Origin of the sequence: Thalassococcus profundi, from assembly GCF_003344785.1 — a bacterium.
Taxonomy (GTDB): Bacteria; Pseudomonadota; Alphaproteobacteria; order Rhodobacterales; family Rhodobacteraceae; genus Puniceibacterium; species Puniceibacterium profundi.
In genome coordinates this window covers 60,711-74,696 of sequence record NZ_QPMK01000021.1, presented here as the reverse complement: position 1 = coordinate 74,696, position 13,986 = coordinate 60,711, and the positions used below count along the sequence as shown (strand labels likewise).

Below are 13,986 nucleotides of genomic sequence, written 5' to 3'. Positions count from 1 at the left end.
CGCCCGGCGCGCTGCGCGGCCTCGGCGCGGGTCACGCGGTCTGTGACCAGCCGCGACATGCCCGCCGCCGGGTCGAAGCGCGCCCGCCGGGCGCGGCCGGCATCGACGACCACGCGGATGTCCTCGATGGTGAGCGAGGTTTCGGCGATGGCGGTGGCCAGCACCACCTTGCGGCCCGCGGTCTCGGGGCGGATCGCGGCGCGTTGGGCGGCGAAGTCCATGGCGCCGAAAAGCGGCCGGATGACGTGATCGGGGGCCAGGCGTTTCGACAGCAGCGATTCGGTGCGGCGGATCTCGCCTTCGCCGGGCAGGAAGACGAGGATGCCGCCGTCGGTTTCGCCCGCGGCGCGGATCACCAGGTCAGCGGTGGCCTGTTCCAGCCGCGTGTCCTTGGGCAAAGGCGCGTCGAGCCAGTGCGGCGTGACCGGGAAGCTGCGGCCTTCGGAGGTGACGATGTGGGCGTCCATGAGCGCGGCGACCGGTGCGGCGTCGAGGGTCGCGGACATCGCCAGCAGCACGAGGTCGGGGCGCAGCGCGCCCGCCACTTCGAGGCAGAGCGCGAGGCCCAGGTCGGCATTGAGCGAGCGTTCGTGGAATTCGTCGAAGATTACCGCGCCGACGCCGTGCAGTTCCGGGTCGGATTGCAGCCGGCGGGTCAGGATGCCTTCGGTCACCACTTCGATGCGCGTGGTCTTGCCCAGCTTCGCCTCGCCGCGGATGCGGTAGCCGACGGTCTGGCCGACCTCCTCGCCCAGGGTCTGCGCCATGCGCTCGGCGGCGGCGCGGGCGGCGAGGCGGCGCGGCTCCAGCATCAGGATCGTGCCGTCGCAAAGCTGGGCATCAAGCATCGCCAGCGGCACACGCGTGGTCTTGCCCGCGCCCGGCGGTGCCTGCAGCACGGCGCGGCCGGCGCCGCGCAGGGCGTCCAGAAGGTCGGGCAGGGCATCGTCGATGGGCAGGCGGGTCATGGCCGCAGGTATGGGCGAAGTCCGGAATGCGGACAAGGTGGCGTCGTTCCTCATGTGCAGGAGGGCCCCCTGGACCGGCAGATCCCGTTGTGATCGGTGAAAGGGTGGGCCAGCGCCAACGCCGCATCTTGAAGTGGGGGGCCAGCCCCCCACACCGCATGTTGAAGTGGGGGGCCAGCCCCCCACACCCCCCGGAGGTTTATTGGCAAGATGAAGGGGCAGACCGGTTCCGGCTTCATCTTGCCGATAAACTCCCGCCGGAGGCAAAAAGCTCTTTTGGGGAAACGCCGACCGCTCGTGCGATGCCGGGTCTGGACAAGGCGTCCCGACCAAGGGCATCACGGGGGCCAAGCGAAGGGAGCCGCGGGTCATGGACATCAGCGATTTGGCAGAGCGCCTGAAGGCGGGCGAGAGGCGGGCGCTGGCGCGGGCCATCACCCTTGTGGAAAGCCAGAAGCCCGAGCATCGGACCGGCGCGACCGATTTGCTGGAGGCGGTGAAGGATACCGATCGCGAAGCCCTGCGCATCGGGCTGTCGGGTACTCCGGGCGTAGGCAAGTCGACCTTCATCGAGGCCTTCGGCATGATGCTCACGGGGCAGGGGCTGCGCGTCGCGGTGTTGGCGGTGGACCCAAGCTCGGCCCGGTCGGGCGGGTCGATCCTGGGCGACAAGACGCGGATGGACCGGTTGAGCCGCGAGCCGAGGGCCTTCATCCGTCCTTCCCCCAGCCAGACCCATCTTGGCGGGGTGGCCCGGCGCACGCGCGAGGCGATCGACCTGTGCGAAGCCGCCGGGTTCGACGTGATCCTGATCGAGACGGTGGGCGTCGGGCAGTCGGAAACCGTGGTCGCCGAGATGTCCGACCTCTTCCTGCTTCTGTTGGCTCCGGCGGGCGGCGACGAGTTGCAGGGGGTGAAGCGCGGGATCATGGAGATCGCCGACCTCATCCTGATCAACAAGGCCGATGGCGATCTCAAGGCCACGGCGCAGCGCACGCGGGCCGATTACGGCGGCGCGCTGCGGCTGTTGCGCAAGCGACCGCAGGATCCCGAGGGCTTTCCCAAGGCGCTGACCGTGTCGGCGGTCGAAGAGTCCGGCCTTGGGGCGGCATGGGACGAGATGCAGGCGCTGGCGGACTGGCGCCGCGAGACCGGGCACTTCGCCGGGCGCCGGGCCGAACAGGCGCGCTACTGGTTCGAAGCCGAGGTGCGCGAGGGCCTGCTGGCCCGTTTGCGGCGCGAACCGGTCCGGGGGGCGATGCGGACACTTGCGGCGCAGGTGGAGGCGGGCGAACTCACCGCCGCGGCCGCTGCCGAACAGCTCTTGCAGGAGTATCTGCACACCGGCGACAGAGCGGTGGCCATTGGCCCTTGACGCCTCTGGCCCCTTTGCCTATGGACAGCGAACGAGATTCCGGGCGCAGCGCAGGCGGCGCCCTTATCAGTTGGTTGGGCCGTTACCCGGGCCTGCCCGAACAAGACGAGGATGAACCCATGTCGCGTGTGTGCGAACTGACCGGAAAAGGCCCGATGACTGGCAACAACGTCAGCCATGCCAACAACAAGACCCGTCGGCGTTTCCTGCCGAACCTGAACGACGTGACGCTGCAGTCCGAAGCGCTGAACCGCGGCATCAAGCTGCGCATCTCGGCCTCCGCCCTGCGCAGCGTCGATCACCGTGGCGGTCTCGACAAGTTCCTGGCGAAAGCCAAGGACAGCGACCTGTCGGCCACCGCGCTGAAGGTTAAAAAGGAAATCGCCAAGGCGCAGACCGCCGAAGCGTAAACCTTCCGCGATCCGGACGTGATCCAGCCTCGTGCCGCAAGGCCCGGGGCTGTTTCCTTTTGTCGCTTTGCCTCTTCGGATGGGACGGGTATATCCGGAGACATGCCCATCCTGCGCCCATTTCTGAGCCTTTGCCTCGCCTGTCTGATCGCTCTGACCAGCGTGCAGATGGCGCAGGCGCGCGGCCAGGCCAGGCCGGTGGGCATCATGGTGCTATGCATCGGAACCGAGACGCGAACGGTCTCCGTCGACGCGAACGGCCAGCCCGTCGAGGCGCCGCATCTCTGCCCCGATTGCGTTATGGCGCTGATGGCGGCGTTGCCTGACGCAGCCACCCTCCCACCCGTGTCGATGGCCCTGCGCGGGGTCTGGTACGACACCGAACATGCCGCGGTCGCTGACCCTCCGGAGACCCAGGCCACGGCGCGTGGCCCGCCCCTGTCGATCTGATCCTTCCACAATTTCAGATCAACAAAGGACGACCAGAATGATGTTTCAAAGAACCGCTGCCGGCGCGCTTGCGCTGTGCCTCGCCCTGCCTGCCGCCGCCGAGATCAAGGTGCAGGATGCCTATGCCCGCGCCGCCATGCCGACCGCCCCGACCGGCGCGGCTTTCATGGTGCTGGAAAACACCGGCGCGCAGGACGACCGGCTGATCGGCGTGGCCTCCGATGCCGCCGACCGGGTCGAACTGCACACCCATATCGAAGCCGAGAATGGCGTCATGCAGATGCGCAAGGTCGAGGACGGGTTCGTCATCCCCGCGGGCGGCAGCCACACACTTGCCCGCGGCGGCGATCACGTCATGCTGATGGGTCTCACCCGGCCGCTGGAGCAGGGCGAGACGGTCATGCTGACCCTGACCTTCGAAGGCGCGGGAGAGCAGGTGGTCGAGGTGCCCGTTGACCTGGAACGCGCCGCGGATCACGGCAGCATGGACCACGGTACGATGGATCAATCCGGCCACGACGGGATGACCCACGGAAACTAACCGTTCAAAACGCGGTCCACCCAGTCGGGCACCGTTTGGGTGGCCGGCCCCACGATATGTCGGTCGAAACCGTCCGTGACATCCGAGGCGGCGAGGTTGATCTCGAGCGTTTCCGCGCCCGCCATCGCGGCCTCGGCCCCGAATCCCGCCGCCGGGTAGACCGCGCCCGAGGTGCCGATGGCGACAAACAGGTCGCATTCCTGCAGATGCTCCGCGATCCGCTCCATGTGATAGGGCATCTCTCCGAACCAGACGATATCGGGCCGGGTCGCCCGCGCGGCGCAGCCGGGGCAGGCATCGTCCGGGGACATGACCTCGGGCGCAGCCCAGCGATGGCCGCAGGCTTGGCAGAGCGCGCCCGCGAGCGCGCCATGCATGTGGATCGGCGCTGCACCGGCGCGTTCATGCAGGTCGTCGACATTCTGCGTGATCAGTACCGTGTCGGGCCGCGCCTGCTGCAGCCGCGCCAGGGCGTGATGGGCGGCGTTGGGGTCTGCTGCCCGCGCCTTGCCCCGGCGCATGTTGTAGAAGGCGTGGACCTTGGCGGGATCGCGGGCAAAGGCCTCGGGTGTTGCCACCTCCTCGATGTTCACTTGGGTCCAGAGGCCGTCGGTGTCGCGGAAGGTGCCCAGCCCGCTTTCGGCCGAGACGCCCGCGCCGGTCAGGACGACGATTCCGGTCTTTGGTGTCATGCGATCTGCCCCTATGGTGCCAACATGACCCACCGTATCCTCTTTGTCTGCCTCGGCAACATCTGCCGCTCTCCCTCTGCCGAAGCCGTGGTCCGCGCCAAGGCCGCCGACCGGGGCGTGTCGCTGGACCTCGACAGCGCCGGGACCGGCGACTGGCACATCGGCGCGCCGCCCTACGCGCCGATGCAGGAGGCCCTGCGCGCCCGCGGCTACGACGCCTCGGGCCTGCGTGCCCGGCAGGTCAGCCGCGCGGATTTCGACCGGTTCGACCTGATCGTGGCGATGGATGCCGACAACCTCGCGGACCTGCGCCGGCTGCGGCGGGACGGGACGGGGGCGGCGCTGCGGCTCTTTACCGATTACGCGCCGGATGCCGGGATGGACCATGTGCCCGACCCTTACTACACGCGCGATTTCGACGGGTGCCTCGACCTCGTGGAGCGCGCGGCGGACGGGCTGCTGGACCGGCTCTGAGCGGATGGTGGGTTGCAAACCCACCCTACGGTATCACTCGGCGGGCGTGTCCTCGACCTCGACCACCTGCAGGCCGACGTTGCCGATCACCGTGTCGCGCAGGGTCTCGCGGTGCATGAGCACGCCGTCGGAGATGTAGAGGTCCGCCACGTCGAAGATATAGGGCCCGACGCCAGGCGCCGCGACGCGGATCTTGGCCTCTCCGGCGAGCGCCGGTTTGCCCTTGAGCGTGGTGTATTCTTCGCCCTGCGGGATCAGTGAGAACATTGTCGGGTCGGAATTGGCGGCGAGGTTGCTGACGATGTAGAGGATCTCGTCGGTGTCGGTGATGCGCTCGGCGCGGAAGTAGCAGGCGCCTTCGTAGGTGCCCAGGGCCACGGCGGTGGCGCCCGCGACGGCGATGGTCACCGGCGCCGTGGCGATGGTCGCCGCGGTGCCGAGCGCGCCCGAAGCGCCGGTGGCGATGCTGGTGCCCGCCGCGGTGGCGCTGCTGACGCCGGTGCCGATCATGCTGGCGCCGCTGACGGGGCTTTCCAGCGTATAGGCGCCGAGGGCTTTCGCGCGGTCCGCGGCGACCGAGGCGACGGTACCGGCGGTGTCGCGCGCCACCTGACCAGCCTTGCCCGCCACCTTGGAGGGGCGGAAGTCGCAGACATCGGCGCTCGCGGCGGAGGCGGCGAGGATGAGAAGGACGGGGAGAATCGGGCGCATCTGTGGGGCTCCTGCTCGTTTTGGGCGGAGTTTAGCAGGGCTACGCGGGGCCGGGCAGGGGGTGCGGGGTCACGTTGGTGTGGGCGGTGGTGTTCGAACCCACCCTACGCGGTGCGGCGGCTGGGTTTGTCTGGGGATGGTGCGAGCCTGTCCCGGCGCGGAGTCAAGGCCGCTTGTGGCCGCCGCGCATCGCCAGACCGCCCCCCGGTCTGGCGATTTGGCTGGGCTGGGTGCGTCGTTCGGAGGGCGTGCGGATGTGGCTCGGATAAAGTGCTTCGCGGAGAGGTCGGATCGCCAGCCCGCGGTCTGGCTTTGAGGCCGTAACCTCAAGGGGAATGATGGATTTCATAGAATGTAAAACACATCCGGTGTCTAAGACGTGGCTACCGTGTGGGCACGCATGTTTTCCAAGGAAAACACGCTTTCGCCCACGCGCCCTGAAAATGGCCGGCTTTCAGCCGTCCATTTTCAGAGCGGAAATAAACGCCTCCTGCGGGATCTCGACCTTCCCGAACTGGCGCATTTTCTTCTTGCCGGCCTTCTGCTTCTCCAGCAGCTTCTTCTTCCGCGACGCATCCCCGCCGTAGCATTTCGCCGTCACGTCCTTGCGCAGCGCGGCGAGGGTCTCGCGGGCGATGACCTTGCCGCCGATGGCCGCCTGGATCGGGATCTTGAACATGTGGCGCGGGATCAGGTCCTTGAGCTTTTCGCACATCGCGCGGCCGCGCATCTCGGCGCGTTCGCGGTGGACCATCGTGGAGAGCGCGTCCACCGGTTCATCGTTCACCAGGATCTGCATCTTCACGAGGTTGTCCTCGCGGTAGCCGATCATCTGGTAGTCGAAGGAGGCATAGCCCTTGGTCACCGATTTCAGCCGATCGTAGAAGTCGAAGACCACCTCGTTCAGCGGCAGGTCGTAGACCACCATGGCGCGCGACCCGGCATAGGTGAGGTCGAGCTGGATGCCGCGGCGGTCCTGGCAGAGCTTGAGCACGTCGCCGAGGTAGTCGTCGGGCACCAGCACGGTCGCCTTGATCCGCGGCTCCTCGATATGGTCGACCTTGGAGGGGTCGGGCATGTCGGCGGGGTTGTGCAGCTGGATGCGCTCGCCGTCCTTGAGGTAGATGTCGTAGATCACCGACGGCGCCGTGGTGATGAGGTCGATGTTGTATTCCCTCTCCAGCCGGTCGCGGACCACCTCGAGGTGTAGCAGCCCCAGGAACCCGCAGCGGAAGCCGAAGCCGAGTGCGGCCGAGGTCTCCATCTCGTAGGTGAAGCTCGCGTCGTTCAGCGCCAGCTTCTCGATGGCGTCGCGCATGTCCTCGAAATCGTTGGCATCGACCGGGAAGAGGCCGCAGAACACCACCGGGATCGACGGCTTGAAGCCCGGCAACGGCGTGTCGGTGCCCTTCTTCTCGGTGGTGATGGTGTCGCCGACGCGGGTGTCGCGGACCTGCTTGATCTGCGCGGTGATATAGCCGATCTCGCCCGGACCCAGCTCCTTCACCTCCTGCATCGCCGGGCGGTAGACGCCGATCCGGTCGATGTCGTAGGTGCCGCCGGTTTTCATCATCTTGATGCGCTGGCCCTTCTTCAGCACACCGTCGATGACGCGGACGATGACCACGACGCCGAGGTAGGGGTCGTACTTGCTGTCCACCAGCATCGCCTTGAGCGGAGCCTCTGCATCGCCGCCATGGGGCGGGGGCAGGCGGTTGACGATCGCCTCGAGCACGTCGGGCACGCCGAGGCCGGTCTTGGCGGAGATGAGGCAGGACTCCGATGCGTCGATGCCGATGACATCCTCGATCTGTTCCTTGACGCGGTCGACCTCGGCCGCGGGCAGGTCGATCTTGTTCAGCACCGGGACGATCTCGTGATCGGCGTCGATGGCGGTGTAGACATTGGCCAGGGTCTGCGCCTCGACGCCCTGCGTCGCGTCCACCACCAGCAGCGAGCCTTCGACCGCGCGCATGGAGCGGGAGACCTCGTAGGCGAAGTCGACATGCCCGGGCGTGTCGATCAGGTTGAGGATGTACTTTTCGCCGTCCTGCGCGATGTATTCGATGCGGACGGTGTTGGCCTTGATGGTGATGCCGCGCTCGCGCTCGATGTCCATGCTGTCGAGCAGCTGCTCCTTCATCTCCCGTTCGGAGACGGTGTTGGTGGACTGGATCAGCCGGTCGGCCAGGGTGGATTTCCCGTGGTCGATATGGGCGACGATGGAGAAGTTGCGGATGCGCGAGATGGGGGTCATGCTGCGAGGATATGATGCGGTTTCGGGGGGCGGTCAAGGTGGGTTGTGGTTCTGTAAATGCCGGATGTATGGGATAAACGTGCGCGAATTTGACGATCTTGATTTCGAGACGTCTCACCTGACGGAGACGGTGCGTCAACAACTCGGAGCGCGCTGCGCCCTGCGGGTTTTGCCGTTTTTCTGGGCGGCAGAGAACGTGCCGCGATTTGAGGCTGTCGCATTGGCGGCCTTGAGGCAGCTTCTGAGCGTCGAGGTATCCTCCACAACCTCTGCATACAGCGTATTCCCGTACGACTTTCCTCATGATTTCCTGGTCCGACATGAGCACACCTTCGACTATGATATCCGACCGGTAGAGCTGTTGGACCGCGACGCGGCGCATCGGGTCGAATGCGTTTGGAACTGCATCGGGGCGATAAATCCGGGCGCGCGTCAGTCCATCGGGATGAGCGCGCAATGGGAAGCGTCGGTGCTGGAGGAAAACGAGCCCACCTCGGCACTTTTAAAGGACATCGCGCTGGTCTCGGAGACCGACCAGCCACTTGGTGAAACGTCGCTGTGGCCGGGCACCGGGCCGCATGAGGACGTCGGACCGCTCTTGGCGCGGTTTCCGGGAGGCGAGGACGGGAAAGACGATGGCTGGGGGTTCTGGCGCAGATGGTATCGTGGTGCGCTTTACGGGTCGCACCTTCATCCTGATTTGCAGCGAGACGTCGCTTCGATCCCGAACCGGGTCTGGGACGCAGGGGTTGTGACGTTGGCACGGGAAATCGCGCGGATCGAATTGATCCACGAGTTGAAACAAGAGATAGTGGCGCTCAAGGCGCAACTGAACTCTGCTCAAGCGACCGAAACAGCCCCGAACCGGCTGCACAACCAACCGCCCGAGGCAGTGGAGGAAGAAGCGCAGGTTGTTCGCCGGGAAATCACTTTGGTATGGCAGCAGGTCGAAGCGCTGGAGGACGAGATTGCAAAGCCCGATCCGTCGGCTTCCGTTCTTCTGGGTATTGCAAACGCTCTTTGGTCGGCGTCGCTGAAAATCGCGGCCTATTGTGCAGAGCTTGGCGACACGGCGCTCAGATCGACGGCAAAATGGGCGGGGCCGGTTGGCGCCGCGTACCTCGCGACCCCTGACGGACTCCAGCGGATTTCAAGACTTGCCACGGAGTTGGCCAAGGCAATTGCGGGCGGGTAGTGGTGGGTTGAAAACTCACCCTACACAAAGCCGAACGGCCTGAAATATCTTCCCCCGTAACGCGGGCACGCCCGCGATACCGCGCCTGACCGCCCCCACGGGCGGGCGCGATACGCCCACCCGCGGTCCGGCGCGGTGGGACAGGTCTCCGGCGTGGTGCCAGACCCCCCTGAGGTTTTCGTGAATTGATCATCGCGGCGCTTGGTGGCACTCTGCGCGCAGGCAATGAGGGCCGGTGACACGGGGGGCGAACCTCCGGCGGGGTCCAGGGATCGAGGCGGTGATATGAGAGTTTTGGCGATACTGGCATCTTTGGGCCTTCTCACGGCCTGTGGCGGGCAGCGGCAATCGGAACCGGCGCAGGTCATGCGCCTGTCGGGTGGGCCCATCGCGCGGGCCTGCATGGCGAGCGAACGCAAGGCCCGCAACGAGGCGCTCTGCGGCTGCATCCAGACCGTGGCGAACCAGGATCTGAGCGGCGCGGACCAGCGTATGGCCGTCAGCTTCTACGACGACCCGCATCGCGCGCAGGTGATGCGCCAGTCCGACAACCCGCGCGACGAGGCGTTCTGGCTGCGTTACCGCGGCTATGCGGACCGCTCCGAACAGCTTTGCCGCGCCTACAGTTGATCAGCGCGGCAGCCGCGCATCGGCGGTGAGCGCGTGACCCTCCATGCCCTCGGCCCGGCTGATGACGGCGGTGGCGCGGGCGAGGTCGGGCAGGGCATCCGCCGTGGCCCGCTGCCAGGTCACGGTCTTGAGGAACTTGTGCACCGACAGCCCGCCGGTATAGCGCGCGGCACCCGAGGTGGGCAGCACGTGGTTCGGCCCCGCCGCCTTGTCGCCGAAGGCCACCGTCGTCTCGGCCCCCAGGAACAGCGAGCCGTAGGACGCGAGCCGCGCCAGCCACCAGTCCAGATCGTGGGCCTGCACGTGCAGGTGCTCCGGCCCGGTGGTATCGGCAAAGCGCGCCATCTCCTCTCGGGTCTCACACAGGATGATCTCTCCCAGCGCGTCCCAGGCGGCAGAGGCGGCGTCACGGTTGGGCTGCGGCAGGCGGCCTAGGGTCGCGGGCATCGCCGTGGCAACGGCTTCGGCGAGGGCGGGGCAGTCGGTGACCAGCCAGACCGGTGAATTGGCGCCGTGTTCGGCCTGCCCGGCGAGGTCCAGCGCCACCAACGCCGGATCGGCAGTGGCATCGGCGATCACCATCGAATCCGTCGGTCCCGCCACCATGTCGATGCCGGTACGCCCGAAAAGCTGCCGCTTCGCCTCGGCGACGAAGGCGTTTCCGGGGCCGACGAGAATATCCGCCGCGGGGCCGTAATGCCCCTGTGCCAGCGCCGCGACCGCCTGCACGCCACCGAGGTTCAGCACCGTGTCTGCGCCAGCAAGGTGCATGGCGTAAAGGATCGCGGGCGGGATGCCCGGCGCCTCGGCCCGCGGCGGCGAACAGGCGATGACCCGCGGCACCCCCGCCGCCCGTGCTGTGGTGATCGTCATCAGGGCCGAGGCGATATGCGCATAGCGCCCGCCCGGCACGTAGGCCCCGGCGCAGCCCACGGGCAGGAGGCGCTGGCCGCAGGTCAGGCCGGGGCGCAGCTCGGTCTCGAATTCGGTGATCGACGCGCGCTGGGCCTCGGCAAAGGCGCGGATGTTGGCATGGGCATAGCGGATCGCGTCGCGCAGGGCGGGATCGATGCGGTCCTCGGCGGCTTCAAGCTCGGCGGTCGGCACCACGATCTCTCCGGTCCAGCCGTCGAGCCGCGCGGCATAGTCCTCGACCGCCGCGCGGCCTTCTGTGGCGATGCGGGCGAGCATGATCTGCACGGTATCGGCTGTGTCGCGGCTGGTCATCGGCGGCAGGCCGGGGGCGGGTTTCAGATGCGCGATGGGCATGGACGGCTCCGGAACGGTTGACGGGCGGGCCGCACAGTTTCACAAAAGGTGAATGTAGCGGGCCGTGACGGGGGACCATTGTGTTGAAAGGCGTGACCCTGCGCGGGCTCGAGGTGTTCGAGGCGTTGGCGGCCAGCGGGTCGGTGGCGCAGGCGGCAGAGGCGACGGGGCTCAGCCAGCCCGCGGTCAGCCAGCAGATGCGCAACCTCGAGGCGGCGCTGGGGGCGGACCTGGTCGATCACGGCCGCCGCCCGATGACACTGACGCCCGCCGGCCGCACCTTCCTGGCGCGCAGCCGGGAGGTGCTGGCGCTTCTGCGGCAGGCGCAGTCGGAACTGACGGTGATGGACCTGGCGCATCTCAGCCGGCTCACGCTGGGCATGATCGACGATTTCGAGAACGACCTGACGCCACGGCTGGTGACGATCCTCGCCGAGAGCATGAGCCGCTGCCACTTCAAGCTGGTGAGTGCGCCGAGCCACGAGATCAGCGCGGCGATGAAGGCCCGAAAGCTCGACATCGCGGTGGCGGCCAGCGGCGGGCAGGCGCTGGACGGCGTACTGGAGTTTCCACTGGTGCGCGACCCTTTCATGCTGGTCACACCGCGCGGCGCGCTGGACCGGGCCGGATCGGCCGAGGCGCTGATGCATGGCCTGCCGTTCCTGCGCCACGACCGCGACCAGTTCATTGGTCGGCAGGTCGAGGCGCATCTGGCGCGGCTCAAACTGAGCTTTGCCGACCGGTTCGAGATCGGCACGCATCTGTCGCTGATGACGCTGGTGGCGCGCGGCGTCGGCTGGACCATCACCACGCCGCTGGGCTACATGCGCGCGGGCCGGTTCCACGACGAGATCGAGGCGCACGAATTGCCGTTCAAGCCGTTTTCGCGCACCATCTCGCTCTTTGCCGGGGCGGATTTTGCCGACGAGGTGCCGCAGGGCGTGGCCCGGTCGGTGCGGAGCCTGGTGCAGGAGCTGGTGATCGCGCCGGCGCTGCGGCAACTGCCCTGGCTCGACGGCCAGTTGCGGGTGCTCGGAGGCTGAGGCGTCGGGCATGGCGGGGCTCCTTTGTCCCCAGAAACGCCGCGCCCGCGGCTTAGGCAAGCATGACACCGCATATTCGCAAGATCGGATGCCATTCTTTCGAAATCTGAAATCTACGCCGTCGCCTGACCTTTCGCGGGAAAGCGGCGGTCGCCCTGATCAGCCGTCCGTCAGGTCGAGGAAGGCGCGCACCGAGGCTTCGAAATCGCGCGGGCGCTCGGCATGCAGCCAATGGCCGGCGCCCGGCAGGCTGGCAAAGCGCGCCTTCGGGAACAGTGCCCGGATCGCCGGGCGGTGATCGCGGGTCACGTAGTCCGAGGCGCCGCCGGACAGGAACAGCGTCGGCCCGTCGAAGGGCCCGGACAGATCGGGAAACCCGAGGATCTTGTCCATCTCGGCGGCCAGCACGTCGAGGTTCAGCTTCCAGCGTTTTCCGGCGACGTCCAGCGACTGGGTGAAAAAGCTGTGCAGGGCGGGATCGTCCACATGCGCGGCCAGTTGCTTTGCCGCGTCGCTGCGCTTTTCGATGCCGCTCAGGTCCACCGCGCGCATCGCGTCGATGAACTGCATCTGCGTGTGGCCATAGGCGACCGGCGCGATATCCGCCACGATCAGCCGCCCGACCATCTCGGGTTGCGTCAGCGCCAGCGTCATCGCCGCCTTGCCGCCCATGGAATGCCCCAGCACATCCGCCCGTCCGCCATTGGCGGCGATGACCTCGGCGAGGTCCGCGGCCATCTCCTCGTACCCGTGGCTGTCCTGCCAGGCGCTGTCGCCGTGGTTGCGCTGGTCCACCGCGATCACCTCGCGCGCATCCGACAGCCGCTTGGCGATCACACCCCAGTTGCGGGCCGAGCCAAAGAGTCCGTGCACGATGACCAGGGGATCCGTGCCGTCCTGCGGCGTGCCGTGGCGGAGGGTGTTGAGCATTCGGGCGCTCCCGGAAACTGGACCTTTGCCTGTGCTTGGACAGGATTTGAGCGGTTTTGGCAAGCCACGGGGGCGGTGCCCTGCGGTTTTCGGCTTTTGCCGCAGACAGCGCCGCGCTAGCAAGGAGCCATGACCCAGGACCGAGCCATCTCCGACAGCGTCGACCGTCTAAAGGCCCTGCTAGAGGACAAGCTCGGCCTGCGCCGCGGCGACCTCGCGCAGCGCGCGGCCAAGGCCGGGCGGCGCCTGCCCGTCGCGGTGCGGCGCGATCTCGAAGCGGTGTCGCGCGCGGTCTTTGCCATGCAGGTGCCAAGGCTCGCGCGGCAAACCGACCGCGAAGACGTGCTGGCGGCGGCGCAGCGGGCCGAGGCGCATCTGAAAGGCATCGATGCGCGCGATCAGCGCCGCGGGCGGCTGCTGGGGATGCTCGGCGCGCTGGTGTTCAACCTGCTGTTGCTCTTCGTGCTGGTGCTGGCCGTCCTGCGCTGGCGCGGCCTGATCTGACCGGCGGGCACCGACCCTCTCAGCCCGCAGCACGCTCCGGACGCAGGTCCTCGGGTGTCAGCACGAAGGCCTTGCCGAACCCGCCGTTGAGATGCGCACCGGTCGGTGTGAACCGGACGAGGGCGAAATCGCCGAACCCGATGTAGAGCTTGGCCTTGGGATAGAGCGCCAGGTAATGCGCCGCCAGCGCGGCATGGTCATCGTCGCCCTGCCGGACAAAGGCCGCGCGGGCCTGCAGGCTCAGCCGCGGATGGGTCAGCGGGTCGCCCTTGCCGCCCGGCTCTCCCAGCAGCAGGGCGCAGACCGGGTTGGCCACCAGCGCGCGGGTGTGGTGTGACAGGTCCGACACCAGGCTCAGCGGTGCGCCGTCCGGTCCCGGGACCGACGCGATGCGGCTGACCATCGGCGCGCCGGTCTCGGGATCGGTGACGGCCAACGCCCCGAACCGGGCGCTGTCGATGATCTCGCGCGCCATCCGGCGCGCCGCGTCGTCCGTGGGGCGTATGGGGTCCGTCATGACGGCAGCCTAGCCCGGCG

General features: G+C 67.6%; 16 protein-coding genes. 9 read left to right on the top strand and 7 right to left on the bottom strand.

Annotated features, from left to right (window positions below):
- On the bottom strand, window positions 1–968 hold a 968-nt coding region (locus tag DU478_RS20000; RefSeq protein WP_147276392.1), incomplete at its 3' end, for a DEAD/DEAH box helicase.
- 370 nt (window positions 969–1,338) lie between these two features.
- Between DU478_RS20000 and meaB the strand changes: the two genes are divergently transcribed.
- The 4 genes from meaB to DU478_RS19980 all read left to right on the top strand — a co-directional run bounded on the left by meaB (window position 1,339) and on the right by DU478_RS19980 (window position 3,744).
- Window positions 1,339–2,343, top strand: coding sequence for a methylmalonyl Co-A mutase-associated GTPase MeaB (gene meaB / locus DU478_RS19995; protein WP_114512653.1), 1,005 nt, complete (start codon window positions 1,339–1,341; stop codon window positions 2,341–2,343).
- 119 nt (window positions 2,344–2,462) lie between these two features.
- A complete protein-coding gene (gene rpmB, locus DU478_RS19990; RefSeq protein ID WP_114512652.1) occupies window positions 2,463–2,753 on the top strand; it encodes a 50S ribosomal protein L28 in 291 nt (96 codons plus the stop codon).
- A 102-nt stretch (window positions 2,754–2,855) separates the two neighbouring features.
- Complete coding sequence (locus DU478_RS19985; RefSeq protein ID WP_114512651.1) at window positions 2,856–3,203, top strand: hypothetical protein; 348 nt, start codon at window positions 2,856–2,858, stop codon at window positions 3,201–3,203.
- A 40-nt stretch (window positions 3,204–3,243) separates the two neighbouring features.
- Window positions 3,244–3,744: a copper chaperone PCu(A)C gene (locus tag DU478_RS19980; RefSeq protein ID WP_114512660.1), complete on the top strand. Its 501-nt coding sequence runs from the start codon at window positions 3,244–3,246 to the stop codon at window positions 3,742–3,744.
- On the opposite strand, the gene DU478_RS19975 is transcribed toward DU478_RS19980, so the two are convergent.
- Window positions 3,741–4,436, bottom strand: a complete 696-nt coding sequence (locus DU478_RS19975; RefSeq protein ID WP_114512650.1) for an NAD-dependent deacylase — start codon at window positions 4,434–4,436, stop codon at window positions 3,741–3,743. The two genes, DU478_RS19980 and DU478_RS19975, sit on opposite strands and share 4 nt — an antisense overlap.
- Before the next feature lie 24 nt (window positions 4,437–4,460).
- On the opposite strand from DU478_RS19975, the gene DU478_RS19970 reads away from it, so the two are divergent.
- Window positions 4,461–4,910 carry a low molecular weight protein-tyrosine-phosphatase gene (locus DU478_RS19970; protein WP_114512649.1) on the top strand — a complete coding sequence of 150 codons (450 nt, stop codon included), beginning with the start codon at window positions 4,461–4,463 and terminating at the stop codon, window positions 4,908–4,910.
- 33 nt (window positions 4,911–4,943) lie between these two features.
- Here DU478_RS19970 and DU478_RS19965 read toward each other — a convergent pair whose 3' ends face one another.
- Window positions 4,944–5,621 carry a hypothetical protein gene (locus DU478_RS19965; protein ID WP_114512648.1) on the bottom strand — a complete coding sequence of 226 codons (678 nt, stop codon included), beginning with the start codon at window positions 5,619–5,621 and terminating at the stop codon, window positions 4,944–4,946.
- Window positions 5,622–6,075: 454 nt separating this feature from the next.
- A complete protein-coding gene (lepA, locus tag DU478_RS19960; protein ID WP_114512647.1) occupies window positions 6,076–7,878 on the bottom strand; it encodes a translation elongation factor 4 in 1,803 nt (600 codons plus the stop codon).
- Between lepA and DU478_RS19955 the strand changes: the two genes are divergently transcribed.
- Window positions 7,859–9,073 carry a hypothetical protein gene (locus DU478_RS19955; protein WP_147276391.1) on the top strand — a complete coding sequence of 405 codons (1,215 nt, stop codon included), beginning with the start codon at window positions 7,859–7,861 and terminating at the stop codon, window positions 9,071–9,073. The genes lepA and DU478_RS19955 overlap by 20 nt on opposite strands.
- A 285-nt stretch (window positions 9,074–9,358) precedes the next feature.
- Window positions 9,359–9,703: a hypothetical protein gene (locus DU478_RS19950; RefSeq protein ID WP_199488387.1), complete on the top strand. Its 345-nt coding sequence runs from the start codon at window positions 9,359–9,361 to the stop codon at window positions 9,701–9,703.
- Here DU478_RS19950 and hisD read toward each other — a convergent pair whose 3' ends face one another.
- Window positions 9,704–10,972 (bottom strand): histidinol dehydrogenase, encoded by a 1,269-nt coding sequence (gene hisD / locus DU478_RS19945; RefSeq protein WP_114512645.1) that lies wholly within the window; start codon window positions 10,970–10,972, stop codon window positions 9,704–9,706.
- Between the two features lie 77 nt (window positions 10,973–11,049).
- On the opposite strand from hisD, the gene DU478_RS19940 reads away from it, so the two are divergent.
- The gene (locus DU478_RS19940; RefSeq protein WP_114512644.1) at window positions 11,050–12,015 is read left to right on the top strand and encodes a LysR family transcriptional regulator; all 966 of its coding nucleotides are present in this window, start codon (window positions 11,050–11,052) and stop codon (window positions 12,013–12,015) included.
- Window positions 12,016–12,174: 159 nt separating this feature from the next.
- Here the strand turns inward: DU478_RS19940 and DU478_RS19935 are convergent, their stop codons facing one another.
- The gene (locus DU478_RS19935; protein ID WP_114512643.1) at window positions 12,175–12,945 is read right to left on the bottom strand and encodes an alpha/beta fold hydrolase; all 771 of its coding nucleotides are present in this window, start codon (window positions 12,943–12,945) and stop codon (window positions 12,175–12,177) included.
- A 129-nt stretch (window positions 12,946–13,074) separates the two neighbouring features.
- Between DU478_RS19935 and DU478_RS19930 the strand changes: the two genes are divergently transcribed.
- On the top strand, window positions 13,075–13,449 hold the full coding sequence (locus DU478_RS19930; RefSeq protein ID WP_114512642.1) for a hypothetical protein: 375 nt from the start codon (window positions 13,075–13,077) through the stop codon (window positions 13,447–13,449).
- A 19-nt stretch (window positions 13,450–13,468) separates the two neighbouring features.
- Here DU478_RS19930 and DU478_RS19925 read toward each other — a convergent pair whose 3' ends face one another.
- Window positions 13,469–13,966: a HugZ family pyridoxamine 5'-phosphate oxidase gene (locus DU478_RS19925; RefSeq protein WP_114512641.1), complete on the bottom strand. Its 498-nt coding sequence runs from the start codon at window positions 13,964–13,966 to the stop codon at window positions 13,469–13,471.
- Window positions 13,967–13,986: the final 20 nt, after the last annotated feature.

Excerpts from the sequence above, each read along its gene's own strand:
- DU478_RS19970 (WP_114512649.1), top strand. The coding sequence starts at position 4,461 with ATGACCCACCGTATCCTCTTTGTCTGCCTCGGCAACATCTGCCGCTCT.
- DU478_RS19925 (WP_114512641.1), bottom strand. The coding sequence starts at position 13,966 with ATGACGGACCCCATACGCCCCACGGACGACGCGGCGCGCCGGATGGCG.
- hisD (WP_114512645.1), bottom strand. The coding sequence starts at position 10,972 with ATGCCCATCGCGCATCTGAAACCCGCCCCCGGCCTGCCGCCGATGACC.
- DU478_RS19955 (WP_147276391.1), top strand. The coding sequence starts at position 7,859 with ATGCGCGAGATGGGGGTCATGCTGCGAGGATATGATGCGGTTTCGGGG.
- lepA (WP_114512647.1), bottom strand. The coding sequence starts at position 7,878 with ATGACCCCCATCTCGCGCATCCGCAACTTCTCCATCGTCGCCCATATC.
- DU478_RS19975 (WP_114512650.1), bottom strand. The coding sequence starts at position 4,436 with ATGACACCAAAGACCGGAATCGTCGTCCTGACCGGCGCGGGCGTCTCG.
- meaB (WP_114512653.1), top strand. The coding sequence starts at position 1,339 with ATGGACATCAGCGATTTGGCAGAGCGCCTGAAGGCGGGCGAGAGGCGG.
- DU478_RS19935 (WP_114512643.1), bottom strand. The coding sequence starts at position 12,945 with ATGCTCAACACCCTCCGCCACGGCACGCCGCAGGACGGCACGGATCCC.
- DU478_RS19985 (WP_114512651.1), top strand. The coding sequence starts at position 2,856 with ATGCCCATCCTGCGCCCATTTCTGAGCCTTTGCCTCGCCTGTCTGATC.
- DU478_RS19950 (WP_199488387.1), top strand. The coding sequence starts at position 9,359 with ATGAGAGTTTTGGCGATACTGGCATCTTTGGGCCTTCTCACGGCCTGT.
- rpmB (WP_114512652.1), top strand. The coding sequence starts at position 2,463 with ATGTCGCGTGTGTGCGAACTGACCGGAAAAGGCCCGATGACTGGCAAC.
- DU478_RS19965 (WP_114512648.1), bottom strand. The coding sequence starts at position 5,621 with ATGCGCCCGATTCTCCCCGTCCTTCTCATCCTCGCCGCCTCCGCCGCG.
- DU478_RS19980 (WP_114512660.1), top strand. The coding sequence starts at position 3,244 with ATGTTTCAAAGAACCGCTGCCGGCGCGCTTGCGCTGTGCCTCGCCCTG.
- DU478_RS19930 (WP_114512642.1), top strand. The coding sequence starts at position 13,075 with ATGACCCAGGACCGAGCCATCTCCGACAGCGTCGACCGTCTAAAGGCC.